Here is a 23897-nt window from a genome sequence, read left to right as displayed (position 1 = left end):
GAAAGCTGGATCAGTTGAAGTATCTACGACATATCGTCAGGTCACTCACCGCCTGGACCGCATGTCACCGAGAACGGCACAGAATTGGACTTGGCGTCGAACGGGGACCGGATCTCCACCGCCATGGCACTGCGCAGCGTCCCCTCCCGCGCGTAGGTCGACAGCCGTACGGTCTCCTGCTTGGTGGCCGGGTCGCCCTCCCGGAAGGTCAGGGTCCGCCACTGCCGATCGATCACCGACCCGTTCTCCGAGACCCACCGGTAGGAGACCTGGAAGGGGGACCGAGCCGTGAACGTCGCGGTGAACCAGGGCGCCCGGTCCTCCCCCGGAGGGCAGCTTCCCTCGTACGTTGTCGCGCCGCCCGCCACTGTCACCGACACGGGCTGCGCGGCGCTCTTGCCGCTCTCCTTCCCGCTGTCCTCTCCGCCGCCGCCCCCACCCACGAGCACGTAGGTGAGACCCCCGCCCAGCAGGACCAGTACGGCCGCTACGGCGCCGATCAGATACGCGGTACGGCGGCTGCGGCGTGCCGGTACGGGTGCGGCGCCGACAGCGTCTCCGAAGCCGGGTCCAGACGCGGCGATCACGGGCCCGAATCCTGGACCGGCAGGAGGGGGGCCGACGGGCGGCGCCGGTGCCGCCACCGTCGCGGCGGGCTCTGCCGAGACGGACGGTGAGCCCGGCTCCGTCGGCGTTCCGGGGGCGGCGACCGGGGCGGTCGCGGCCTGCGTCGGCGCGGTCCGTTCCTGCCCGGGTGCGGCGGGGGGCGGTTCCTCCGCCGCCGTGACGGCCCACGAGGGGGCTTCCGAGGCGGAGGTGGTGGCCGAGGACAGGGTGGCACCGGCGGCGGTGTCGGCCTCCGACGGGGGCGCCGGCTCCCCAGCGGCCAGGCTCAGGTGCCGCCCGGCCTCCTCGGCTGTCATCCGTTCCGCGGGGTCTTTGCGCGTCAGGCCCTCGATGACCGGTCCGAGCGGCCCCGCGCGGTGCGGCGGCGGCAGTTCGTCGTCGACGACGGCGCGCAGCGTCGCGAGAGCCGTCGTCCGACGGAACGGTGAACGGCCCTGCACCGCCGTGTACAGAAGCGCGCCCAGCGACCAGAGGTCGGAAGCGGTACCCGGCGTACGGCCCAACGCCCGCTCCGGCGCGACGTACTCGGGCGAACCGACGATCTCGCCGGTCAACGTCAGCGCCGTGTCCCCCTCCACCGTGGCTATCCCGAAGTCGGTCAGCACGATGCGGCCATCGTCCGCGAGCAGGATATTGGCGGGCTTCACGTCGCGGTGGAGCACCCCCTCGCCGTGTGCCGCGCGAAGCGCCGCCAGCACCTCGGCACCAATACGCGCGACCTCCCGCGGTGGCAGGGCACCCCGGGCGCCGAGCGCATCGGCCAGCGAACGGCCGCGGACAAGTTCCATCACGATCCACGGCCGGCCGTCGAAGGTGGCCACGTCGTGGACGGTCACCACACCACGGGCGTTGATCCGCGCCGCCGCCCACGCCTCCCGCTCCAGCCGCGCGTACATCCCCGCGCTGCGCCCAGCCGGCGAATCCGCCGCAGCCCGCACCTCCTTGACGGCCACCTCGCGGTGCAGCACCTGGTCGCGCGCGCGCCAGACCGTGCCCATTCCCCCCTCACCGAGTACGGACAGCAGTCGGTACCGACCGGCGACCAGCCGTTCGCCACCGGCGTCGGGTGAGGACGCGTCCTGGTTCTGCATGGGTCAGCTCCCTGTCTCCGTGTAATGCCAGGGACAGTATGAAGAACGCCGTGAACCATATGTGACGGTGTCCAGCGGGTTTGTCGGCGGTCGCCACAACCACGGACGCGGGCGCGCTATCGGTGGACACGCCCCAAGGGCGTGAGCCGGTCCGCCCGTCGCCCGCGCACAGCGTCCAGGGCCCCCGACGGCAGGGCCCTGGACGCTGTTTCCCGCGTGGGGATCAGGTCACCGTACGACGACCCGGGTGCTGCCGGTGATGCCGCCGGAGGTCACCGAGAGGGTGACGGTGCCGGAGCGGTGGGCGGTCACCGTCCCGGTGGACGTGTCCACCGAGGCGACCTTCGGATCGCTGGAGGACCACACGTGTGAGGCGGGGTCCGCGACCGGGATGGTCAGCGGCGCGATGTTGTCGCCGGCGATCTGGTCGCCGGTCGCGGTCAGGGTGAGGTGATCCCCCCTGCTTACCGGGTCCTTGGGCCCCCGGACGTTGATCGAGGCCAGTGCCGGCTCGACGGTGTACTGCAGGTCGCCGTCGTCGCCGATCCGGATCAGTCCGAAGTGGTAGATGCCGCCCCGGTCGGCCGGGGCGTAGGCCGGCATGCCGAGGTCGGCGAAGGTGAACTGCGGAATGCCGCCCTTCTCCGCGGTGGTGGCGTGGCCCTCGGGGTCGAGGATCTGCTCGGCGAAGCCGCGGGCGTGGCCGTACATCATGATCACGTGCTGCTTCGGATGCGTCTGCTGGTAGCGCTGCACCAGCCGCAGGTACATACGCGCCTCCCAGCGGTCCGTGAACTGGCTGTTCGCGGCAGGGTGCGGGTCATAGGCGGGCATGTGCGTGACGACCAGGACGTCCTTGGCGGTGGTGTCGGTCAACTGCTGGACCAGCCAGGGGTACTGGGTGCCCTCCGGGTCCTGGAAGGGGTCCGAGGACTGCAGGCTGCCGTGCGAGTTGTCGGTGACGATCAGCCGGGCGGCGCCCATGCCGTAGGCGTAGTGGGTGTCGCCGAAGGTGTCGCTGTAGTTGCCGTTCTCGGCGTCCGCTCCCTGGGTGATCTCGTGGTTGCCCACGATGTCGCGCGCGGGCACCCCGAGGGCGTCCATCTTGGACTTGGCGAACCGCAGGTCGGCGAGCTTGCCGTCGTCGGGCATGTCACCGAGGAACTGAGCGGCGTCCGGGCGGGCCTGCGAGGTGAGCGTGGGCAGCCGCTTCGCGATGGAGTCCATCACGTTGCCGCTGACCGACCCGGGGTCGGAGGCGAGCAGGTGGGCGTCGTCGCCGGTGAGCAGGGTGCTGCCGCGCCGGGCGAAGTCCGCGGAGTCCTCCTCGTGGGAGAGCCACTTCGGGTTGTCCGGTACTGCCTTGTACTCGGGCACGGTGACCGGCCTCGGCGAGTACAGCGCCTGCAGGCCGGCGATGTTGAGCGAGCCGCTGTAGGCGGTGCTGGGGCTGATGGCCAGGAAGTCGACGAAGCCGATGGTCAGCGGGAACTGCATGCCGGCCGGCAACTGCGCGACCGCCAGGTGCCAGTCCTTCCAGGTGACGTACGTCGGGTACAGCGTGGTCGCGGTGCCGTTGACGTCGACATAGCGCTCGGCCAGCTCGATGCCGTTGCCGTCGCCCTTGATCCACATGCCGATGGCGGTGGGGACCTGCCCGTTGTCCGTTTCGGTCTTCAGGGTGACGTTCGGGGTGAGCACGAGCTGTTTGACGCCGGAGGCGGCCGGCATCGAGTAGTCGAGCCGCAGCGAGGCCGACTCGGTGGAGCCCGGCGGCAGGGCTCCCGCCTCGGCGGTGAGGGTGGCCGGTTGACCGGTGGTGTTGTTGCTCAGCCGCCAGCGGTCGAGGCTGCTCATCGGATCGATGACCTTGGACACGCTGCCGACGGCGATCGACGTGGTGCCGGTGGCGCCCGCGACCGTGGCACTCACCTCGGCGAGGCCGCTGTCGTCGGCGCTCGCGGTGAACAGGCCGTGTGCGTCGACACCGCCCAGGCCCTCGGGAGTGATCTTCCAGTGGGCCGCCTCGGCGGGTATCCGCACCTGGGCACCGCCCCTGGCCGTCGCCGAGAGCGTCAGCTGCTGGGTGGCGCCGTTGTCGAGGTCGGCCTGGTCCGGGGAGACCGTGAGGCTCTCCAGCTTGCTGACGACCTCCAACTTCTCGGACGTGACGGCCCTGCCGTCCCAGGCGATGACGCGGCCGGTGCCGGCCCTGCGCGGAGTGAGCCTGCCGTCCTTGTAGGTGGCAAGGCTCGCGGGCTCGACGCGGACGTGGACCTGGCCGGCCGCCGGGTTGGCGAACCGGTCAACGGCGTACACCGGGACCGGGACGGAGCCGCCTGGGACGGTGGTGACCGTCTCGCCGCCGTTGACGACGACCTTGGCGGCTGTACCGGCCTCCTTGGCCGTGGAGTAGAAGAAGATGCCGTTCGCGACCGGGCGCTCGGTGTTGCCAGGCAGGTCGGACGGTGTGTTGACGAGTCCGGCCCGGTCCGCGCCGGGGGCACGGCTGACCATGGTGGTGGAGCCGCCGCCGTCGAAGAGCAGCGCGGTCCAGGCACCGTGGGCGACCAGGTAGCCCGCGGCCTGTTCCGGGGTCACGCCAAAGGCGGTGTCCGCGCCGCCGTGGCCGTCGATGGCGACCACGACGGCGTGCTTGCCGTCCTTGGTGATGCCGACGGCTGTCTCCGGGTTGGCGCCGCTCGGCGGCGTGCCGGTCGGGTCCTTGTAGACCTTGCCGTCCTTGACCAGGGTGTCGACGCCACTGATCAACTGGGTGACATCGTTGTCAGGAGTGAGATGAGTGCCGATGCCGACAGTGTCGCCCGGGCGGAGCGTGTCGGTGAGCCACTGGCCACCGGCGCCTGCGCCGAGCAGACCGGTCTGATCGGCGGCCAGGCGGGGCACGGTGGTGACGCCGCCGCTGACCTGGTCGACGACGAAACCGTCGTCGGTCGAGTGACCGACCACCAGCGTGGACGCCTTGGCCAGGCCCGGCGTCTCGCCGAGGTCCGAGGTGACCTCGGTGATGCCGCCGGCCACCGCGTCGTCCACGGTGTTCACCGAGGTGAGCGCGTGGGTCGAGGAACCGGCGGTGATCGTGCCGGAGAAGGTCTCGGGGCCCATCACCAGGGCACCGTCGGGCTTGACGCCGAGCTGGGAGGCGAAGCCCGGCTTGGGGCTCTTCAGGAGGTGCCCGTCGGTCATGATGCCGCCGAGGGGGCGTCCGCTGCCGTGGATCTCGAAGTAGTCGCCGTTGACACCCGCCACCGCGTGGGTGCGGTGGGCCATGGACGACGGTGTCTCGTCCGCGGGGTTGGTGAGGGTGTTCCCGGCCTCGGCCACGCCGACCCTGAGGTTGGGGTCGGTGAGGTCGGCCTGGAGCACCTGGATGTGCTGCCGGCCACCCACGGTGTCGTAGGTCTCGCTGTGGTGCGTCAGGCCGCGGGTGACGGTCTCGGACGGGGTACTGCTCCGGTCCACGACCAGCGGCCAATTGTCCGGGGTGTCCGGGAGCCAGTCCCGGGAGGCAGTGTGGCCGTGACCGTGGCCGGTCGCGGCCGCGGTGTCGGCCGAACCCGCTCCCGTCACGGCGCCGACGATCGCCAGCGCCACCGCGGTCACCGCCGTGCGGCGCACGGCGGTGACCGGGGATCTCTTCGCGCGAAATGTCATGGGTGTTTCGTCCTTGCGGTTGTGCGCGCCGGTGGCCCCGACACGCCACGACCACCGCACACCCGCTCGGGAAACCGCGGGTTGCCGTTCCGTAAGGGGCGGATGACCATTCAGGGTGCCCTGGCGTCCGGTTCAGGAACAAGCGGGAAGCCTTCGGCTTCGGTCGCTGCCGGTGGCCATGGCCCCGGGACCCCGGCGGTCGCCCTGGGCGCCGTCCCACGTGCCGGGCACCGCACCGGCAGAACTGCGGGCAGTCGGGCGTGCGCCACATCTGGGAGGGGCGGCCCCCCCCCCATGACCGGGACACACGGGGGCCAACCCGTCCACCATTCCCGCTGGCAGGCCGCGGTCAGATGACCGGCGGGCGGCCCAGACGGGTCATCCGCCACACCGTCCGCCAGCGCATCGGCCTGCGTACGCCGCACGGCGTGCGCATCCCCTCCGCGAAGCCGGATGCCCAGGCACGCAGCCCGGAGACCGAGCGGGTACGCAGGACGGTGAGCAGGATCCAGGTCCCGAGGTACACGGGGACCAGGGGGAGGGGCAGATGGCGGCGGGCCAGCCAGACGCGGTTGCGGGCGGTCATGCGGTAGTAGACCGCGTGCCGGGCCGGGGACGTCTTGGGGTGCTGGAGCAGCAGCGAGGGTTCGTAGAGGATCTTCCAGTCCGCGTCGAGCGCCCGCCAGGACAGGTCCGTCTCCTCGTGCGTGAAGAAGAACTCCGCCGGCCAGTGCCCGGTCCCGGCGAGCATCTCCATGGAGAGCGCGTGGCCGCCGCCGAGGAACGCGGTGACCGGTCCACTGCGCATCGGGTCCTTGGCGCGAAGGCGCGGGACGTGCCGGCGCTGGGTCTCGCCGCGCTCGTCGGCGATCCGGAAGCCCACGATGCCGAGCCTCGGGTCGTCCGCGTACAGCCCCTGGACCGTACGGAAGACGTCCTTGTCCACCAGGAGTCCGTCGTCGTCCAGCTCGATCACCACGTCCACGTCACCGAAGCCGGCGAGGGCCGTCAGCGCCTCGTTGCGGCCGCCGGGGCAGCCCAGGTTCTCGTCGAGCTCCAGCAGGGTCACCCCGCCGGTGAGATCCGTCAGGCCGGGGAAGGCGGTGTAGTCGGGGAGCGGCGAACCGTTGCCCACGACGACCACGCGGGTGGGCCGCACATCCTGCATGGCCACCGACGCCAGCAGCGCCTCGACCTGCTGCGGGCGGTCACCCATGGTCACGACCGATACGCCGATGCGTGGTACGGACAAGGTGTGTCACTCCTGGCTGTTCGGTTGCCGCGGCAGCGTGTTTCGGCCGCGGTGCCCGCGATCGTAACGTCCGGTCGTTCAGCTTCCCGTGGGCGGGCTGTCACCGGAGGGACGGTCGTCGTTCAGCCGGGCGCATGAGCATGTCCCGGCGGCGGCCCCCGATCTCCTGCCAGCCGCGCAGCAGTCCCTCACAGCGGTATCCGGCGCTCTCGGCGGTGCGCACCGAAGCGGTGTTCCACGGCTCGATGAGGAGCTGCGCGCGTGGGATGCGCAACTCATGAGGTGGTTCAGCCGATACGGGCACCCGTCCCGCTCACCCTGATCCGCGGGTCGCCCGGGCGGAGCCCGACCGTGAGGGTGCCGGGGCGGCCCATGTCGGCGCCCTGGTGGAGGGTGAGCACCGCGTCCTCCGGGACGAGGCCGAGCTCGCGCGCGTACGCCCCGAAGGCGGCCGCCGCGGCGCCCGTCGCCGGGTCCTCGACCACGCCGCCGACCGGGAACGGGTCGCGGACGTGGAAGACGGTCCCCGACTCGCGCCAGACCAGCTGAACGGTCGTCAGGTCAAGCCGGTGCATGAGCGCTTCCAGGCGGTCGAAGTCGTACGACAGGTCCGCGAGCCGCTCGCGCGTCGCTGCGGACAGCACCAGGTGGCGGGCGCCCGCGTAGGCGATGCGGGGCGGCAGGGCGGGGTCCAGGTCGACGGCGGGCCAGGACAGGGCGGACAGGGCCTCGGCCAGATCGCCTGGGGCGACGTCCGTGACGTGCGGTTCGACGCTGGTGAGGGTGGCGCGCAGTTCCTCGCCCTCGCGGGTGACGGTGACCGGGACCGTACCCGCGGCGGTGGCGAGGAGCAGGTCGCCCGGACCGTCGCGCTCAGCCAGTGCGATGGCGGCGGCGACCGTGGCGTGACCGCAGAAGGGGACCTCGGCCCTGGGGCTGAAGTAGCGGATGGTGTAACGGCCGAGGCCGTCCGCGGCGGTGAGGAACGCCGACTCGCTGTAGTTCAGTTCCGCGGCGACGGCGAGCATCCCCGCGTCGTCCAGGCCGGAGGCGTCCAGGACGACACCGGCGGGGTTGCCGCCGTCCGGATCGGCGGAGAAGGCGGTGTAACGGAGGACCTCGGCGCGCGGGAGTGGGCTCATGTTCAGGCTCAACCGGACGGCTCCGGCGCCCATTCCCGGTCCGCGCCCCTCGCGGCGGTGCGGGAGTGCCCGCGGGGAGGGCGTCCCCCGGGCGGGCCCCGAGCCGGTCCCGAGGTGGAAGCGAATCGGTCACCCCCGGCCCACGTACGGCATCGCCGTGGCCAGCACCGTCGCGAACTGCACATTGGCCTCCAACGGCAGCTCCGCCATGTGCAGGACCGTCCGTGCCACGTCCGCCGCCGCCATCACGGGCTCGGCGGCCACCTCGCCGTTGGCCTGGAGGATCCCCGCGCTCATCCGCTGCGTCATGTCGGTCGCGGCGTTGCCGATGTCGATCTGGCCGCAGGCGATGCGGTACGGCCGCCCGTCCAGCGACAGCGACTTCGTCAGACCGGTCACCGCGTGCTTCGTCGCCGTGTAGGCGATCGAGTGCGGGCGCGGGGCGTGTGCGGAGACAGAGCCGTTGTTGATGATCCGGCCGCCCTGCGGGTCCTGCTCCTTCATCAGGCGGTACGCCGCCTGGGCGCACAGGAAGGCCCCCGTCAGATTGACGTCCACCACGGCCCGCCAGTCCTCGTGGGCGAGGTCCTCCACCGGCGTCGAACCCGGCCCGAACGTACCCGCGTTGTTGAAGAGCAGATCGAGACGGCCGAACCGTTCCCGTACGGCGGCGAAGAGCGCCGCCACCCCGTCCGGATCGGTCACATCGGTCGGCAGGCACATCGTGCGGCCCGGTCCGGACGCAGCGGCCGCCTCCTCCAGGGCCGACGCCCGCCGGCCCGCCAGAGCCACCGTCCACCCCGCGCCCGAGAGTGCCAGCGCGACCGCCCTCCCGATCCCCGATCCCGCACCTGTGACGACCGCGATTCCCTGCTCAGCGTTCATGGCCCGGCAGCGTACGGGAGGGTTTGCACCGTGCCGGCGTCCGGTGCTCATCGCACCGCCATTCGGATGTTGCGTACGTGCCCACGGGACGTTGTCCGCGCGGTCTCGAATGCCTCTGGCAACATCCAGCAGGGGAGGGGCATATGACACCCGCACAGATCAGCGCCACGCCCGTACAGCAGGGGCACTCCGAAGAGTTCCGTGCCGCCGCGAGGCACCTCGGGTCGGGAGTGGGCCGCCGCCGCTTCCTCACCGTCACCGGTGCGGCCGCGGCACTCGCGTTCGCCGCGAACCTGCCCACGGCCGGTGTCGCGAGCGCCGCCGAGCTCGACGCCCGGAAGATCACCGAGGATCCCTTCACGCTCGGCGTCGCCTCGGGCGACCCGCTGCCCGACTCCGTGCTGCTGTGGACCAGACTCGCGCCCCGACCCTACGAGGCGGACGGCGGGCTGCCCGCAGAGCGTGTCGAGGTCCACTGGGAGATCGCCCGCGACGAGCGCTTCCGGCGCACGGTCCGGCGCGGCTCGGCCACCGCGCACCCGGAGTTCGGCCACAGCGTGCACGTCGACGTCAAGGGCCTCGACGACGACCGGACGTTCTACTACCGCTTCCGTACCGGCAAGTGGATCAGCCCCACCGGCCGCACCCGCACCGCGCCCTCCGCAGGTGCGCGCAACAGCTCGCTGAACCTGGCCGCGGTCTCCTGCCAGGCCTACCACGACGGCTACTTCACCGCCTACAAGCACCTGGCGGCCGAGGACGTCGACGTGGTCTTCCACCTCGGCGACTACCTCTACGAGTACGCGGTCACGGCGGTCGGCGGAGCCCGCAACCAGACCGGCCTCGTCCTGCCCGACCACTTCAACCGGGAGACGCTCACGCTGGACGACTACCGCATGCGGTACGGCCTCTACAAGTCGGACCCCGACCTGCGTGCCGCCCACGCAGCGCACCCCTTCGTCGTCACCTGGGACGACCACGAGACGGAGAACAACTACGCCGGCGACACCCCGGAGAACGACGTCCCGCCGGAGGAGTTCCTGCTGCGCAGGGCCGCCGCCTACCGCGCCTACTGGGAGAACCAGCCGCTGCGCACCCCGCAGCGCCCCACCGGACCCGACATGCGGCTCTACCGCCGGCTGCGGTTCGGGCGGCTCGCCCAGTTCGACATCCTCGACACCCGCCAGTACCGCAGCAACCAGGCATACGGTGACGGCTGGAAGGTGCCCGGACCGGAGTCCGAGGACCCGTCGCGCACCATGACGGGCGCCGCCCAGGAGCGCTGGCTGATCGACGGCTGGAAGCGCTCGGACGCCCTCTGGAACGTCGTACCCCAGCAGGTGACCTTCGCCCAGCGCCGCGACGTGCCGACCGACGCCTTCAAGCTGTCCATGGACTCCTGGGACGGCTACCCGGCATCCCGGCAGCGGATCATGGACGGCGTGGAGGCCGCCGGGATCGACAACCTGATGGTCCTCACCGGTGACGTGCACGTCGCCTACGGCTTCGACCTGAAGAAGGACTTCAACGACCCCGCGTCGAGGACCCTGGGCACCGAGATCGTGGCCACCTCGATCACCAGCGGCAAGGACGGCTCCGAGAAGCCGGCCAACTACGCCAAGCAGATGGCGGCCAACCCGCACCTGAAGTTCTACAACGGCCGCCGCGGCTACGTCGTCGTCGGCCTCGGCAAGGAGGAGGCGCGCGCCGACTTCCATACGGTGTCGGCGGTCACCACCCCCGGTGCGCCCGTCAGCACGGCCGCGTCCTTCGTGACCGAGGCCGGGAACCCGGGGCTCACCCCGGCGTAGCCCTTCGGGTCAGACCCGGTCCGCGGGATAGCGGACGCCGACGCGCTCACGCACCGCGTCGAGCGTCCGCATCACGGCGAGCGAGCCCTCCAGCGGCACCAGCGGGGACTCCTTCTCGCCCGCCAGCAAGGCCCGCGTCACCTCGGCGGCTTCGAACTGCATGCCCGAAAGCCCCTGCGGGCCCGGGCCGGTGGTGAACTTCTCCGGCTCCCGGCCGGGCCGGTGCAGGACGAAGCTGTCCGGGTGGAAGAAGCCCTGCGGGAAGTCGATGCGTCCCGCCGTGCCGGTCACCGACGCGACTGTCGGCAGGTCCCCGACGATCGAGCAGCTCAGCAGCGCGGTGGCACCCGACTCCCAGCCCAGCAGCATCCCGGTGTTCAGGTCGACGCCCTCGGGCGACAGCAGCGCGTCCGCCTGGACCCGGTCCGGCTCGCCCAGCAGCAGGTGTGCGAAGGACACCGGATAGACCCCGAGGTCCAGGAGAGCGCCGCCGCCCAGTGCGGGATCGCGCAGGCGGTGTCCGGCCCCGAAGGTGCCCGCGAACCCGAAGTCGGCCTGCACCGTGCGGATCTCGCCGACCGCCCCGTCCCGCACCAGCTCGGTCATCCGGCGGATGAGCGGATTGCAGTACGTCCACATCGCTTCCATCAGGAACAGCCCGCGCTCCCGGGCCAGGTCCATCAGTTCCCGGGCCTCGCGCTCGTTGAGCGTGAACGCCTTCTCGCACAGCACGTGCTTGCCGGCCTCCAGGGCGAGGCCGGCGGCCTCCCTGTGCGCGGAGTGCGGGGTGGCCACGTAGACCACGTCGACCGACTCGTCGGCGACGAGCTCCGCCCAGCTGCCGTACGCCCGACCGATCCCGAACCGTTCGGCGAAGGCCTTCGCCGAGGCCTCGGTGCGCGAGGCGACCGCCACGATCTCTGCCCTCGGGTCCTTCATGGCCAGCAGGTCCGCCGTGAACGTCGCGGCTATGCCGCCCGTGGCCAGAATTCCCCAACGCACAGTCCCGCTCATGCCCGCCCGCCCTCACAGAAAAGGTTTCGACCACTACGACTGACCTGAGAGCATAGATGCGGTTTCAACGAAGCGGAGACGACGATGCCGGACAGCGGCGTGAGCCGGGCCCAGCAAGAACAGCACCCGTACATACCGACCACCGAAAGCGCCGCGCCAGGCCTCTCCACCCCCGCCGCACGGCGGGTCGGACTCCTGGTCACCCTGGTCCTGGGCGGTCTCACCGCGCTGCCGCCCCTCTCCATGGACATGTACCTCCCGGCGCTGCCGGCGGTCACCGACTCCCTGCAGGCGCCGGCCGCCACCGTTCAGCTCACGCTGACCGCCTGCCTCACCGGCATGGCACTGGGCCAGCTCGTGGTCGGCCCCATGAGCGACCGCTGGGGCCGCCGCCGGCCGCTGCTCCTCGGCATGATCGTCTACGTCGTCGCCACCGCGATCTGCGCCCTGGCCCCCACCGCGGAACTCCTCATCGGCTTCCGCCTGCTTCAGGGCCTGGCCGGCGCGGCGGGCATCGTGATCTCGCGAGCCGTCGTGCGCGACCTCTTCGACGGCATGGAGATGGCCCGCTTCTTCTCCACGCTGATGCTGATCTCCGGAGTGGCCCCGGTCATCGCCCCGGTGATCGGCGGCCAGGTCCTCCGGTTCACCGACTGGCGTGGGATCTTCGTCGTCCTCGTCGCCGTCGGCGCGGCGCTCACCTTCGTCGTCTGGAAGTTCCTCCACGAGACCCTCCCGCCGGCGGAGCGGCACACCGGTGGCATCACGGACGCCCTGCGCACCATGCGCGGGCTGCTCGCCGACCGGGTGTTCACCGGCTACATGGTCGCGGGCAGCCTCGCCTTCGCCGCGCTCTTCGCCTACGTGAGCGCGTCGCCCTTCGTCGTCCAGGAGATCTACGGGGCATCGCCGCAGACCTTCAGCCTGCTCTTCGGCATCAACTCCATCGGGCTGATCACCGTCGGCCAGATCAACGGCAAGGTGCTGGTCGGCCGGATCAGCCTGGACAAGGCGCTCGGCTTCGGACTCGCGGTCATCTCCCTCGCCGCGATCGCCCTGCTGCTGATGACCTCCGGCGTCTTCGGCGACGTCGGACTCCTGCCGGTCGCCGCCGGGCTGTTCGTCCTGATGTCCTGCATGGGCCTCGCGATGCCCAACACCAACTCCCAGGCCCTGATGCGGACGAAGCACGCGGCCGGGTCCGCCTCCGCACTGCTGGGCACCTCCCAGTTCCTCATCGGCGCCATCGCCTCGCCGCTCGTCGGGATCGCGGGCGAGGCGACCGCCGTACCCATGGCCGTGGTGCAGGTGGTCTGCGCGCTGTCCGCCACCGCGTGCTTCCTGCTGCTCTGCCGGCCGTGGCGAGGCGGCGGCCTCCCCGGCTGAACGGTGGACCGCCGCCCGAGGTGCGGACGGTCCGGGCGTACGGGAAGGGACACCGTCCACCGTCTCTGACAGGAGTGGGCCATGAGCCCCGAAGAATCCGCCGGCCGCACCCCCGCACCGGCCGGGACGCTCACGTACGCCCCGGCCGGTGCGACGTGCCCGGGCGAACGGGAATGGCGCGGCGGCACCCGGGGACACCGCCGTTTTCCAGTAACAACGGGCCGGTGCTTGGACAGCAGTCCGGTCATGCAGCCGTTCCGTCCCGGTTGTGTGCCGGAACACCGGGCTGCGTGACCCGGGTGTGCTGCGCCTACAATTCGGCGGTGAACGACACCATCCCCACCGCGGAGACCCTGCGCGCGGCGCTGTCAGCCCTGCTGGACGGCCTGCCGCCGACACAGGCCGCGCAGGCGGTCGAGCGGCTGATCGCCAGTTACCGCGGGACCACTCCCACCGACGCGCCGGTGCTCCGGGACCGCTCGGACGTCGCCGCGTACGCCGCGTACCGGATGCCCGCGACCTTCGAGGCCGTACGGTCCTGCCTCGACGCGTTCCGCGAGGCCGCCCCGGGGTGGACCCCCGCCACGCACACGGACATCGGCGGCGGTACGGGTGCGGCGACCTGGGCGGTCGCCGGGGCGTGGGACGGGCCGCGGACCACGGTGCTGGACTGGGCCGAGCCGGCCCTCGCGCTCGGCCGCGAGCTGGCCGAGGCGTCCGGCATTCCCGGTCTGCGCACCGCGGCCTGGCAGCGGGCGCGGATCGGCACGGCGCTCGACCTCGCACCCACCGACCTGGTGACGGTGTCGTACGTACTCAAGGAGCTCAGGCCCGAGGACCGGGTCGCGCTGGTGGACGCCGCGGCGGCCGCCGCCCAGGCGGTGCTCGTCGTCGAGCCCGGCACCCCCGACGGCTACGCCCGCGTCATCGAGGCACGCGACCGGCTGATCGCCGCGGGGATGGGCGTCGCGGCGCCCTGCCCGCACGACGGCACCTGCCCCATCGAGCCCGGCACCGACTGGTGCCACTTCTCGGCGCGGGTCAGCCGGTCGTCGCTGCACCGCCAGGTCAAGGGCGGCACGCTCAGCCACGAGGACGAGAAGTTCAGCTACGTGGTCGCGACACGCTTCCCCACCGAGCCCGCCCCGGCCCGGGTCACGCGCAGGCCGCAGATCCGCAAGGGTCAGGTGCTGCTGGAGCTCTGCACCCGGGAGGAGGGCCTGCGGCGCGCCACCGTCACCAAGCGGCACGGCACGCTCTACCGGGCCGCCCGGGACACCGGGTGGGGCGACGCGTGGCCGCCGCCCGGGATCGACGAGCAGCCCTAGGGCCGCAGCTCCTGGGTGCAGCACTTCACGCTGCCACCGCCCTTGAGCAGCTCGCTCAGATCCATCGGAAGCGGCTCGAAGCCCCGGTCGCGCAGCGGGTCGAAGAGCCCCACGGCGCCCTGCGGCAGCAGCACGTGCCGCCCGTCGCTGACCGCGTTGAGACCGAACGCCGCGGCGTCCGCCTCCTGGGCGATCAGTGCGTCGGGGAAGAGCCGGGCCAGCACCGAGCGGCTGCCGGGCGAGAAGGCCCCGGGGTAGTACATGATCTCGTCGGCCGCGTCGTCGAGCACGCACAGCGCGGTGTCCAGGTGGTAGTAGCGCGGGTCCACCAGGTCGAGGCCGATCACCGGGCGCCCGAAGAACTCCTGCGCCTCGCCGTGGGAGAGCGGGCTGGACCGGAAGCCCCGCCCGGCCAGGACGTACGAGGAGGTCACGGCGAAGTCGCCCTCGCCCTCGTTGACATGGGCCGGTTCGTGGATATCGGTGAAGCCGTTGGACCGGAACCACTCGCGGTGCGCCTCGGCCTCCGCGAACCGCTCGCGGTAGGCGAACAGGGCACCCAGGACGCGCCCGCCGACGACCGTCGCCCCGTTGGCGGCGAACACCATGTCGGGCAGGTCGGGGCGCGGGGTGAGGAGCTCGACGGTGTGGCCGAGCGCCCGGTAGCGGTCACGCAGGTCCTCCCACTGGGTGTTGGCCAGGGGAAGGTCCACGGGTTTCGAAGGGTCCATCCACGGGTTGATGGAGTACGTGACCTCGAAGTGGGCCGGGGCGCACATCAGGTAGCGACGAGGGGTGGCGTCACGGGTCATGCGGGCTCCTACGAACGGCGGCCTGGGCCGCGGAACGGCGGGATACGCACGGGGTGTGTGCGTGAGCTCATGGTGCGCCTCCGCCGGGCCGTTGCGCTGTGATCCGTTCGGGTGGTTCGCGTGGGCCGACGGGGTGAACCGCAAGACGATACGTATCGGACCGCAGAGCTCTAGGCTGGCCCGATGGCACCCCAGAAGACTCCCGACTCCAGCCGCCGTAGCGACCGCTCACGCCGTGCGATCTACGACGCCGCGCTCGCCCTGGTCGGCGAGGCGGGATACGCGAGTACGACGATCGAGGGCATCGCCACCCGGGCGGGGGTCGGCAAGCAGACCATCTACCGGTGGTGGCCCTCCAAGGCGGCCGTGCTCATGGAGGCGTTCCTCGACATGGCCGCCCGGCAGGCGGACGGCGCCGGGAAACCCGCGATCCCGGACACCGGAGACCTGGCCGCCGATCTCAGGAACGTCCTACGGGCCACCGTCGACGAGCTGAACGACCCGGCGACCGAGGCGCCCACACGGGCCCTGACCGCTGAAGGGGTCATCGATCCGGCGCTGGCCGCCCGGTTCGTGGAGAATCTGCTCGAACCTCAGCTCCAGTTGTATGTCACACGTCTTCGCGCCGCGCAGGAGGCCGGAGACGTCCGCGACGACATCGATCCGCGCGTCGCCCTGGAGCTCCTCGTGGCCCCGCTGACCCACCGCTGGCTGCTGAGAACCCTTCCGCTGACCCACGAGTACGCCGACGCCGTGGTCGACCACGCCCTGCGGGGACTCACTCCCAGGCCCTGAAGCGATCATCTATTCCGTGACATTCGCCACGAGTCGTCACGCCTCCGCACGGCTTTCCGGGCACCCCGCTCGGGAACTTCGGCCACCCGAGGAGCAGGATGGTGGGACGATGGAGAGGAAACCGCTGAGGTGAGGGGATAGATGGGCGCCGATTCCGGCCGCTATCGCGGCACAGAGGGCAGGATTTCCCAGTGGTTGCGCAGGCGGCCGAAACCACGGCCGGAGGCCGACGACGCGGCCCGGCTGGGACTGCTCCTGGCCGTCGCCGAAGCAGGAATGCCCATCTCACCCGCAGCCCATCCCTCGGGGTACCGATGTTCGTGCGAACGCGTCGGCTGTCCCACTCCGGCGCGGCACCCCGTCTCGTTCGCCTGGCAGACGCAGTCCACGACGGACCGCGACCAGATCGAGCGCTGGGCGGCCGGCCAGCCGCTTGCCAACTTCATCACCGCGACCGGTCTCGTCCACGACGTCCTCGACGTACCCCTGACCGCCGGGCGCGCCGCTCTGGAGCGGCTCACCGACGCCGGGGTCGACGTGGGGCCGGTCGCGCAGTCCGGGAACGACCGGATGCTCTTCTTCACCGCCACCCGCGGCACCCCCGACGACGAGGACGAGTGGTGGCCCTGCGAGTTGGACTGCCACCCCGAGACCATGGACGAGCATCCGGGTCTGCGCTGGCACTGCCGCGGCAGCTACGTCCTCCTGCCGCCCGCACGGCTCCCCGGTGAGCTGGACGTGCACTGGGTCCGCGGCCCCGAGAACCCCCTGCCCGATCCGCTGACCCTGCTGGAGACGCTCACCGACGCGTGCGCGCAGTACGCGGACACGGCCGACGAGAGCGAACTCGCCCACGACGCGGTGGCCTGGCCGCTCAGCCGCTGACGGATCCGCCGGCCCGGGGTCGCCCCGGGGCCGGCGGTCAGGAACCCTGCGCCGCGATCAGACCCGGCAGCCGGTTCAGCACCCGTACCCCGCCGCCCGTGTCCCCGGGATCTCCCGCGCCCTTCTTCGGCACGTAGACGAGCTGGCTGGAGACCCGCTCCTTGGTGAGGGTGCTCTTCACCTCGCCGGTCAGCAGCGCCTTCACGTCCGCCGTGACCGTCGGGCGCAGGCCCTCGGCCGCGGTCTGCCGTTCGAAGTGCCTGCTGCTGAAGAAGACCAGCGCGCCGCCGTCCTCCGTCGTCAGGCCCAGCGGCGCGAACGTCCCGGAATCCAGCGCCTGGTCGACGTACTGGTACGAGAAACCCGCCCTGCGGGTGTTCTTCCGCGCGTCCCGCCAGCCCGAGGTCGTCGCACCCGGGGCGAAGACGTCCGGCGTGCCCGTCCGGAGGAAGCCGGTGTAGGTGGCGCTGAGCTGCGCCGGAGGAGTGGAGAGTGCGGCGTCCGTGTCCGCGGAGGGCACGGGCTGGGCCCAGCCGTCGGCGCTCAGACGGAACTTCGGCACCTCGGACGACGCCACGACCGCCAGGTAGGCGACCTTCCACGTCGCGTCCGGCCCGGTACGCACGAACGCCAGCAGCCAGCGGGTGTCCGCCTTCCCGCCGTCCTGGTCGCGGTCGGAGTCGGTGTCCGCGAGGAACCAGCGCGGCCAGCCCGCCTTCTGGGGAATGGTGTACGAGGCGTCCGTCAGCTCCAGCGGTTTGTGGGCCGCGTTGCCGCCGGGGTTGTTCTTCCCGCGCGCGGCCAGGCCCGCCTGGTTGATCGCACCGAGCGAACCGGTGACCCGGTCCGCGTCCAGCGCCGGATCGTACGCCTTGTCCGCCTTGTTGTACGCGACGGTGAAGTCCTCCAGGGCCTTCGCGGCCTCAGACCTCGTCGCCCCCGGCACGACTGCCAGTTCGCCGTGCACCGTCACGCAGCCGCTCGCCGTCACGCTCAGCACCGTCGCCGTCGCGAGCCCCGCCGCCAGTCGACCCAGCCTTGTCATCCGTTGCCTTCTGCGCCTTCTGATCCGTCGTCCGCACTGACCGCCTGAACCCTACCGGGGCGAGGAACAGCGCGAGTGCGGGGACGAGATACAGCGCCCACACCGTGACCTGGAGAACGGTCGGGTCGGCCTGGAAGTTGAGGACGCCCTTGAGGAGCGTGCCGTACCAGCTGTCCGGCGGGATCGTGGCCGTGACGTCGAACGCCTTGTCCTGGAGGCCTCCGAGGAAGCGGGCCTCCTGCAGATCGTGTACGCCGTAGGCGAGTACACCCGCCGCCACGACCACGAGCATGCCGCCCGTCCAGGTGAAGAACCGCGACAGGTTGATCTTCAGTGCGCCCCGGTAGAACAGCCAGCTCAGCGCGATCGCGGTCGCGATGCCCGACAGGACCCCGATCAGCGGCGACGAGGAGCCCTCGCCGCTCGCGCGCACCGACGCCCAGACGAACAGGGCGGTCTCCAGGCCCTCACGGCCCACCGCCAGGAAGGCGGTGGCCACCAGCGCGCCGGTTCCCATGGCGAGAGCCGAGTCGAGCTTGTCGTGCAGCTCCTTCTTCAGATGCCGCGCGGTACGCCGCATCCAGAACACCATCCAGGTCACCAGCCCGACGGCGATGACCGACAGCGAACCGCCCAGCGCCTCCTGCGCCTCGAACGTCAGCTCCTGAGAACCGAATTCGAGCGCGGCGCCGAAGGCCAGCGAGATGGCGCAGGCGATGGCGATGCCGGTCCACACCGGGCGCAGTGCGTCGCGGCGCCCGGTCTTGACCAGGTAGGCGATGAGGATGCAGACGACCAGTCCCGCCTCCAGCCCCTCGCGCAGGCCGATCAGGTAGTTGCCGAACATGCGGGTCCTTCCACGGTCTCGGTCAGGAGAACGGTACCGGTCATGAGAACAGCGCCCGGCCCCACCAGTCGTCCCCGTCGCGGACGCCCGGCGGGACGGCGAAGACCGCCGAACCCACGTGCTGGATGTACTCGTTGAGCGCGTCGGAGCCCGCGAGGCTGCGCTGCACGGGGATGAATCCCTTGCGGACGTCCCGCTGGTAGGCGAGGAAGAACAGCCCCGCGTCCAGCCTGCCCAGGCCGTCCGTGCCGTCGGTGAAGGAGTAGCCGCGGCGCAGGATCGTCGCACCGCCGTTGGTGTCAGGGTGGGCCAGACGTACGTGCGCGGTGGGCAGCATGGCCTTGAGGAACGGCTCGTCGCGCTCCTTGGCCTTGCCGACCGGCGCGCCTTCGCCCTTGTCCCGGCCGAAGATGTCCTCCTGCTCCCGCAACGGCGCGCGGTCCCAGGTCTCGATGTGCATCCGGATGCGCCGGGCGACCAGGTAGGACCCGCCCGCCATCCACCCGGCACCGTCCGTCCCGGTGGCCCACACGTGCTTCCTCAGAGCCGCCGCGTCCGTACCCGAGATGTTCCGGGTGCCGTCCTTGAAGCCCATCATGTTGCGCGGGGTCTGGGCGCCGGGCGTCGTCGAGGACGTCTTGCCGAACCCGAGCTGCGACCAGCGGATCGCGGTCCGCCCCATGCCGATCCTGGCGAGGTTGCGGATGGCGTGCACGGCGACCTGGGGGTCGTCGGCGCAGGCCTGGACGCACAGATCGCCGCCGCTGCGGGCGGAGTCGAGGTTGTCGCCGGGGAACTTCGGCAGGTCCACGAGTGCTTCGGGCCGCCGGTCCTCGATGCCGAAGCGGTTCGCTGCGAACAGGGAGGGGCCGAAGCCCAGGGTCAGCGTGAGCCGGGAGGGCCTGAGCCCCAGAGCCTCGCCCGTGTCGTCCGGCGGGGCCTCCTCGGCGCCGCCGTACGCCCCCTCGCCCACGGCCCGTCCGGCGGTCATCCGCTCGGCCGCCCGGGTCCACTCCTTGAGCAGCGCGACCAGTTCCGCCCGGTCCGTCGTCGTCACGTCGAACGAGGCGAAGTGCAGCCTGTCCTGGACGGCGGTGGCGATGCCCGCCTGGTGCGCCCCGTGGAAGGGCACGGCGCCGCCGCTTTCCGGCGCCGGATCCGCGTCCTGACCCGAGCGCGCGGCGGCGACCGCGCCGCCTGCCGCCACGGCGCCGAGCGCCAGCCCGGCACCGCCCCAGCCGAGCAGCGCCCGGCGCGAGGGGGCGGCGCCCGATTCCTTGTTCCCGGTGTCCCCGGCCATGTTCCGCTCCCCTTACTTCGTGACCGCGGCGGCCAGCTTGGACAGCGGCTCGGCGAGCGCGTTGACCGCGTCGGAGAGCTCCTTGCGGTCCGCCTTGCCGACCTTGTCGTACGAGGTGAAGTCGTAGGACGCCTTGTCCGAGCGGTACTTGTCCAGCAGCGTGTTCAGCGCCGCGAACTGCTTGTCCAGGGAGGCGGTCAGCGCCGCGTCGTTCTTCGATGCGATCGGCTTGAGGAGGGTGTAGGACTGCTCGGCGCCCTCGACGTTCGCCTTGAAGTCGACGAGGTCGGTGTGGCTGTAGCGCTCCTCCTCACCGGTGACCTTGCCGGTGGCGACCTCGTCGAGGAGTTCCTTGGCACCGTTGGCCATCGAGGTGGGGGTGATGTCGGCCCGGCCGACACGCTTCTGCCAGTCCAGCAGGTCCTTGTAGAGAACGGGCGCGAGGGCCTTCTCCTCGGCACCGAGCTTCCCGTCCTGCCACAGCGCCTTCTCCAGACGGTGCCAGCCGGTCCACTTCTGGCCGTCCTCGAGGCCGTCCTCGCGGACGTCGACCTTCGGGTCGATGTCACCGAAGGACTCGGCCACCGGCTCGGTGCGCTCCCAGCCGATCCGGGAGTCGGCGTACGCCTTCTTCGCCGCCTCGACGTCGCCCGCGGCAACGGCGTCCGTGAAGACCTTCACCTTCGGCAGCGTCTCGTCGGCCTGTGCCTGCACGTAGGTGCGGTAGCCGGCGACGGCCTCGTCCATCTCGGGGCTGCGCGCGGCGGCCTCGCCTCCGGTGACCTCGACCGTCTGGCTGATGCCCTTGCCCTTCATGCCGGGCTTGCAGACGATCTCGTACGAGCCGGCCTTGATCTCGGCCGTGATCTTCGCCCTGGTGCCCGGGCCGATGTTCTCGCGCTCGGTGACGATCCGGTCGTCCGGGAACAGGACGTAGACCTCGGTGACCTTGGACCCCTTGTTCTCCACGGCGAGCTCGACGTGGCCCGCCGGGATCTTCTTGGACGACACCGCGCACGAGTCGTCCTTGGCCACGACCTGGACGGCGCCGTCTCCCTTGCCGTCGCTCTTCTCGGCGCAGCCCGTCACGGCGGTCAGTGCGGCCACCGTGGCGACAGCGGTGACGACGGAGGTACGAAGGGCTCGCATGCGGGGCTCCACAAGGTGAAAAGAGCGAAGGACGGTACGGACGAAAGTAGGTGAGGTGGCCCTAACTTAACCGTGCCTTACCTCACCGATACCCCTCTTTCGCGTGATTCAGGTCTCACTGCGGGAGAATGGGCACGACCGGATCGCAGTCGCCCCATGGGTAACCCATGGGATGGTAAAGGGGAGGTCAAGTAATCCCTTTCGGTGCGACGAGGTCTCGGCGTGTCCCCGGCGGCACGTACCGCCAGGGGCACCCAGCTCGCCGGAGTGGTGATCGCCGGCGTCTTCGCCGCACCGTCTGATCCCCGTGCCCGCGGCACCCAGGCGCGGACGGTGCTTGAATGCGTGCGTGAACGACTTCGACGTACCCGAGGGCATCGACGTACTGCGCGTGTTCTGCGACCCGGACGGCCGCCATGGCAATGCGCTCGGGGTTGTACGGGACGGGCGCGGATACCCCGACGATGATTCCCGGCAGGCGCTCGCGCGGAAGCTGGGCTTCAGCGAGACCGTCTTCGTGGACGATCCCGAGCGAGGTGTCCTGGACATCCGCACCCCGGAACTCCGGCTGCCGTTCGCCGGGTATCCGCTCGTGGGGGCGGCCTGGCTGCTGGACCTGGAGATCCTCGAGCTGCCCGTCGGGGACGTTATGGCGCGCCAGGACGGTGAGTTCACCTGGATCACGGCCCGCCCGGAGTGGGTGCCGCCCAGGACATTCGAACAGTACGACTCGGTAGCGGAGGTCGACGCGCTGACCGGGCCACCGCCCGGCGAGGGATGGCTCTACGTCTGGGCATGGGAGGACGAGGCGGCCGGGCGCGTACGGGCGCGCGGCTTCCCGCGGCGCCATGACGAGCGCGGCGGCGGCGGCTGCTGCTGCGGAGCCGGGGCCTGTCCCGGGGGGATCGTCGAGGACGAGGCGACCGGTGCCGCCGCCCTGCTGCTGAGTGCCCGGCTCGGCCGGGCGCTCAACATCACGCAGGGGCGCGGCTCGCAGATCCTGACAGCGCCTGCTCCCGACGGCATGGTGGAGGTCGGGGGACGCGTCCTTCTCGCGGTGGCGTCCTGACGGGGGCTTCGCAGGGTGCCCCGTTCCCGCAGTGACAGGCGCCCGGCGCCGCTACGCGCTGAGCGGGAAGGCCCGGCCGAGCTCGTGGAAGAGGGCGGTGTTCAGAGTGAACGCGCGCCTGCACTCATCGATGATGCGCTGCTTCTCCAGGTCGTCGGCGTCCACCGCGTCCAGCAGCCGCCGGTAGTCACGCTTGAAGGCGGCCGGGTTGGGGATCTGCTCGAAGACGTAGAACCGCACCCCGTCGCCCTTGCGCTCGAAGCCCCAGGTCCTCTCCGCGGTGCCGCGGATGATCTGGCCGCCCGAGAGGTCCCCGAGGTAGCGGGTGTAGTGGTGGGCCACGTATCCGCCGGGCCACTCCCGGGCGCACTTTGCGACCCGTGCCGCATAGGCCGCGGTGGCGGGCAGCGGCTCCAGGCCGTCCCTCCACCCCCCACCGCAGAGGTGGATGAGGTCGCGCTCCAGCTCGGCCGCGCGCATCAGCTCGGGCCGGATGAAGGGTCCGGCTACCGGGTCCTCGCGCAGCGATGGCGCATCGTCCTCCAGTGCGCGGTAGACGAACCACAGCTGTTGCGTGTAGCGCGTGTACGCGTCCATCCCGAGCCGTCCGCCCAGCATGTCGCCCATGAAGGCCGAGGTCTCGGCCTCCGTGTGCTGCCGTTGCGAGGCGGTGCGGATGAGGGCCGAGAAGGGAGTGATGGTGGCGGTCGAGTCCAAGGCGGGCCTCCGGGGACCGAGGGGGCGGGAAGTCCGGACGGATACGCACGTACCGGCAGCAGCGGTTCGCGCCGCCGCGCGCCGATACGCCGATCCTCTTAGGTTTACCTAAGTCAACGGGTTCCCGACTCTGTGTCGGTAAAACCCCCGGCCCCGTGAGACGGTCCCGGGGTCCTACGGGAGCGTCAGGATGTCCGCGCCCGTCTCCGTCACCACCAGTGTGTGCTCGAACTGGGCCGTGCGCCTGCGGTCCTTCGTTACCACGGTCCAGCCGTCGTCCCACATGTCGTAGTCGTGGGACCCGAGCGTCAGCATCGGCTCGATGGTGAACGTCATTCCCGGCTGCATCACGGTCGTCGCGTGCGGGCTGTCGTAGTGCGGGACGATGAGGCCGGAGTGGAACGAGGTGTTGATCCCGTGCCCGGTGAAGTCCCGCACCACGCCGTAGCCGAACCGCTTGGCGTACGACTCGATGACGCGCCCGATCACATTGATCTGCCGGCCGGGGCGCACCGACTTGATGGCGCGGTTCAGCGACTCCCTGGTGCGCTCCACCAGGAGCCGTGACTCCTCGTCGACGTCCCCGCAGAGGTAGGTGGCGTTGTTGTCGCCGTGCACCCCGTTGATGTACGCCGTGACGTCGAGGTTCACGATGTCCCCGTCGCGCAGCACCGTGGAGTCGGGGATGCCGTGGCAGATGACCTCGTTGAGCGAGGTGCAGAGCGACTTCGGGAACCCGCGGTAACCCAGGGTCGACGGGTACGCCCCGTGATCCACCATGAACTCGTGCGCGACGCGGTCGAGTTCGTCGGTGGTGACCCCGGGGGCGATGTGCTTGGCGGCCTCCTCCATCGCCTGGGCCGCGATGCGGCCCGCGATCCGCATGCGTTCCACGGTGTCGGAGTCCTGGACCTCCGGCCCCGTGTACGGCGTGGGCGCGGGCTTGCCCACGTACTCGGGACGCCGGATGTTTCCGGGAACGGAGCGGACGGGAGTGATCTCCCCTGGTACGAGAAGCGACTGGCCAGACATGCCAGCGAGTCTAACCAGCGGTCTCGGGGCACCAT

20 protein-coding genes are annotated in these 23897 nt (G+C 71.2%); 6 read left to right on the top strand and 14 right to left on the bottom strand.

The genetic code is table 11. The annotated features are described in order from the left end of the window. Window positions 1–41: 41 nt before the first annotated feature. The 6 genes from ACFU5K_RS00320 to ACFU5K_RS00295 form a co-directional block, all read right to left on the bottom strand. Window positions 42–1718 (bottom strand): protein kinase, encoded by a 1677-nt coding sequence (locus tag ACFU5K_RS00320; RefSeq protein ID WP_384054800.1) that lies wholly within the window; start codon window positions 1716–1718, stop codon window positions 42–44. A gap of 228 nt (window positions 1719–1946) precedes the next feature. Further along, entirely contained in the window at window positions 1947–5393 is a 3447-nt protein-coding gene (locus tag ACFU5K_RS00315; RefSeq protein WP_384054798.1) for a phosphodiester glycosidase family protein, read from the bottom strand. Between the two features lie 349 nt (window positions 5394–5742). Further along, a complete protein-coding gene (locus ACFU5K_RS00310; protein ID WP_384054796.1) occupies window positions 5743–6645 on the bottom strand; it encodes a glycosyltransferase family 2 protein in 903 nt (300 codons plus the stop codon). 100 nt (window positions 6646–6745) lie between these two features. Further along, window positions 6746–6919 (bottom strand): GNAT family N-acetyltransferase, encoded by a 174-nt coding sequence (locus ACFU5K_RS00305; RefSeq protein ID WP_384054793.1) that lies wholly within the window; start codon window positions 6917–6919, stop codon window positions 6746–6748. A 13-nt stretch (window positions 6920–6932) separates the two neighbouring features. Further along, entirely contained in the window at window positions 6933–7787 is an 855-nt protein-coding gene (locus ACFU5K_RS00300) for a PhzF family phenazine biosynthesis protein (RefSeq protein WP_384054790.1), read from the bottom strand. Window positions 7788–7916: 129 nt separating this feature from the next. Continuing rightward, complete coding sequence (locus ACFU5K_RS00295; RefSeq protein WP_384054787.1) at window positions 7917–8672, bottom strand: SDR family oxidoreductase; 756 nt, start codon at window positions 8670–8672, stop codon at window positions 7917–7919. 143 nt (window positions 8673–8815) lie between these two features. Between ACFU5K_RS00295 and ACFU5K_RS00290 the strand changes: the two genes are divergently transcribed. Continuing rightward, the gene (locus ACFU5K_RS00290) at window positions 8816–10483 is read left to right on the top strand and encodes an alkaline phosphatase D family protein (RefSeq protein WP_384054785.1); all 1668 of its coding nucleotides are present in this window, start codon (window positions 8816–8818) and stop codon (window positions 10481–10483) included. Window positions 10484–10492: 9 nt separating this feature from the next. Here the strand turns inward: ACFU5K_RS00290 and ACFU5K_RS00285 are convergent, their stop codons facing one another. Then, complete coding sequence (locus ACFU5K_RS00285; protein WP_384054783.1) at window positions 10493–11497, bottom strand: Gfo/Idh/MocA family protein; 1005 nt, start codon at window positions 11495–11497, stop codon at window positions 10493–10495. Window positions 11498–11581: 84 nt separating this feature from the next. Here ACFU5K_RS00285 and ACFU5K_RS00280 point away from each other — a divergent pair, with 84 nt between their 5' ends. Further along, window positions 11582–12883 (top strand): multidrug effflux MFS transporter, encoded by a 1302-nt coding sequence (locus tag ACFU5K_RS00280; protein ID WP_384054780.1) that lies wholly within the window; start codon window positions 11582–11584, stop codon window positions 12881–12883. Window positions 12884–13206: 323 nt separating this feature from the next. Next, window positions 13207–14211 (top strand): small ribosomal subunit Rsm22 family protein, encoded by a 1005-nt coding sequence (locus tag ACFU5K_RS00275; RefSeq protein ID WP_384054778.1) that lies wholly within the window; start codon window positions 13207–13209, stop codon window positions 14209–14211. Here ACFU5K_RS00275 and ddaH read toward each other — a convergent pair. Then, a complete protein-coding gene (gene ddaH / locus ACFU5K_RS00270; protein WP_384054775.1) occupies window positions 14208–15023 on the bottom strand; it encodes a dimethylargininase in 816 nt (271 codons plus the stop codon). The two genes, ACFU5K_RS00275 and ddaH, sit on opposite strands and share 4 nt — an antisense overlap. 183 nt (window positions 15024–15206) lie before the next feature. Between ddaH and ACFU5K_RS00265 the strand changes: the two genes are divergently transcribed. Both ACFU5K_RS00265 and ACFU5K_RS00260 read left to right on the top strand, forming a co-directional pair. Then, a complete protein-coding gene (locus ACFU5K_RS00265; RefSeq protein ID WP_384054773.1) occupies window positions 15207–15818 on the top strand; it encodes a TetR/AcrR family transcriptional regulator in 612 nt (203 codons plus the stop codon). Between the two features lie 141 nt (window positions 15819–15959). Then, entirely contained in the window at window positions 15960–16703 is a 744-nt protein-coding gene (locus ACFU5K_RS00260; protein ID WP_384054770.1) for a bifunctional DNA primase/polymerase, read from the top strand. 37 nt (window positions 16704–16740) lie between these two features. Here ACFU5K_RS00260 and ACFU5K_RS00255 read toward each other — a convergent pair whose 3' ends face one another. From ACFU5K_RS00255 to efeO, 4 genes are read right to left on the bottom strand one after another with little or no spacing between them, the layout of a single operon-like run. Next, window positions 16741–17739 carry a hypothetical protein gene (locus ACFU5K_RS00255; protein WP_384055085.1) on the bottom strand — a complete coding sequence of 333 codons (999 nt, stop codon included), beginning with the start codon at window positions 17737–17739 and terminating at the stop codon, window positions 16741–16743. After that, window positions 17627–18595 carry an iron uptake transporter permease EfeU gene (gene efeU / locus ACFU5K_RS00250; protein ID WP_384054767.1) on the bottom strand — a complete coding sequence of 323 codons (969 nt, stop codon included), beginning with the start codon at window positions 18593–18595 and terminating at the stop codon, window positions 17627–17629. Before efeU ends, ACFU5K_RS00255 begins: the two co-directional genes overlap by 113 nt. 40 nt (window positions 18596–18635) lie before the next feature. Then, a complete protein-coding gene (gene efeB, locus ACFU5K_RS00245) occupies window positions 18636–19895 on the bottom strand; it encodes an iron uptake transporter deferrochelatase/peroxidase subunit (RefSeq protein ID WP_384054764.1) in 1260 nt (419 codons plus the stop codon). A gap of 12 nt (window positions 19896–19907) precedes the next feature. After that, window positions 19908–21044: an iron uptake system protein EfeO gene (efeO, locus tag ACFU5K_RS00240; protein ID WP_384054761.1), complete on the bottom strand. Its 1137-nt coding sequence runs from the start codon at window positions 21042–21044 to the stop codon at window positions 19908–19910. Window positions 21045–21393: 349 nt separating this feature from the next. Here efeO and ACFU5K_RS00235 point away from each other — a divergent pair, with 349 nt between their 5' ends. Continuing rightward, entirely contained in the window at window positions 21394–22113 is a 720-nt protein-coding gene (locus ACFU5K_RS00235; protein ID WP_384054759.1) for a PhzF family phenazine biosynthesis protein, read from the top strand. A 51-nt stretch (window positions 22114–22164) separates the two neighbouring features. Here ACFU5K_RS00235 and ACFU5K_RS00230 read toward each other — a convergent pair whose 3' ends face one another. Beyond that, a complete protein-coding gene (locus ACFU5K_RS00230) occupies window positions 22165–22830 on the bottom strand; it encodes a heme oxygenase (biliverdin-producing) (RefSeq protein ID WP_384054756.1) in 666 nt (221 codons plus the stop codon). Window positions 22831–23004: 174 nt separating this feature from the next. Beyond that, a complete protein-coding gene (gene map, locus ACFU5K_RS00225; RefSeq protein WP_384054754.1) occupies window positions 23005–23862 on the bottom strand; it encodes a type I methionyl aminopeptidase in 858 nt (285 codons plus the stop codon). Window positions 23863–23897 lie beyond the last annotated feature (35 nt).

The organism is Streptomyces sp. NPDC057428, from assembly GCF_042803195.1.
Lineage (GTDB): Bacteria > Actinomycetota > Actinomycetes > Streptomycetales > Streptomycetaceae > Streptomyces.
This window is presented reverse-complemented; position numbering and strand designations above follow the sequence as displayed.

Excerpts from the sequence above, each read along its gene's own strand:
- ACFU5K_RS00315 (WP_384054798.1), bottom strand. The coding sequence starts at position 5,393 with ATGACATTTCGCGCGAAGAGATCCCCGGTCACCGCCGTGCGCCGCACG.
- ACFU5K_RS00265 (WP_384054773.1), top strand. The coding sequence starts at position 15,207 with ATGGCACCCCAGAAGACTCCCGACTCCAGCCGCCGTAGCGACCGCTCA.
- ACFU5K_RS00290 (WP_384054785.1), top strand. The coding sequence starts at position 8,816 with ATGACACCCGCACAGATCAGCGCCACGCCCGTACAGCAGGGGCACTCC.
- ddaH (WP_384054775.1), bottom strand. The coding sequence starts at position 15,023 with ATGACCCGTGACGCCACCCCTCGTCGCTACCTGATGTGCGCCCCGGCC.
- efeB (WP_384054764.1), bottom strand. The coding sequence starts at position 19,895 with ATGGCCGGGGACACCGGGAACAAGGAATCGGGCGCCGCCCCCTCGCGC.
- efeU (WP_384054767.1), bottom strand. The coding sequence starts at position 18,595 with ATGTTCGGCAACTACCTGATCGGCCTGCGCGAGGGGCTGGAGGCGGGA.
- ACFU5K_RS00260 (WP_384054770.1), top strand. The coding sequence starts at position 15,960 with ATGGGCGCCGATTCCGGCCGCTATCGCGGCACAGAGGGCAGGATTTCC.
- ACFU5K_RS00300 (WP_384054790.1), bottom strand. The coding sequence starts at position 7,787 with ATGAGCCCACTCCCGCGCGCCGAGGTCCTCCGTTACACCGCCTTCTCC.
- ACFU5K_RS00280 (WP_384054780.1), top strand. The coding sequence starts at position 11,582 with ATGCCGGACAGCGGCGTGAGCCGGGCCCAGCAAGAACAGCACCCGTAC.
- ACFU5K_RS00295 (WP_384054787.1), bottom strand. The coding sequence starts at position 8,672 with ATGAACGCTGAGCAGGGAATCGCGGTCGTCACAGGTGCGGGATCGGGG.
- ACFU5K_RS00320 (WP_384054800.1), bottom strand. The coding sequence starts at position 1,718 with ATGCAGAACCAGGACGCGTCCTCACCCGACGCCGGTGGCGAACGGCTG.
- efeO (WP_384054761.1), bottom strand. The coding sequence starts at position 21,044 with ATGCGAGCCCTTCGTACCTCCGTCGTCACCGCTGTCGCCACGGTGGCC.
- ACFU5K_RS00285 (WP_384054783.1), bottom strand. The coding sequence starts at position 11,497 with ATGAGCGGGACTGTGCGTTGGGGAATTCTGGCCACGGGCGGCATAGCC.
- map (WP_384054754.1), bottom strand. The coding sequence starts at position 23,862 with ATGTCTGGCCAGTCGCTTCTCGTACCAGGGGAGATCACTCCCGTCCGC.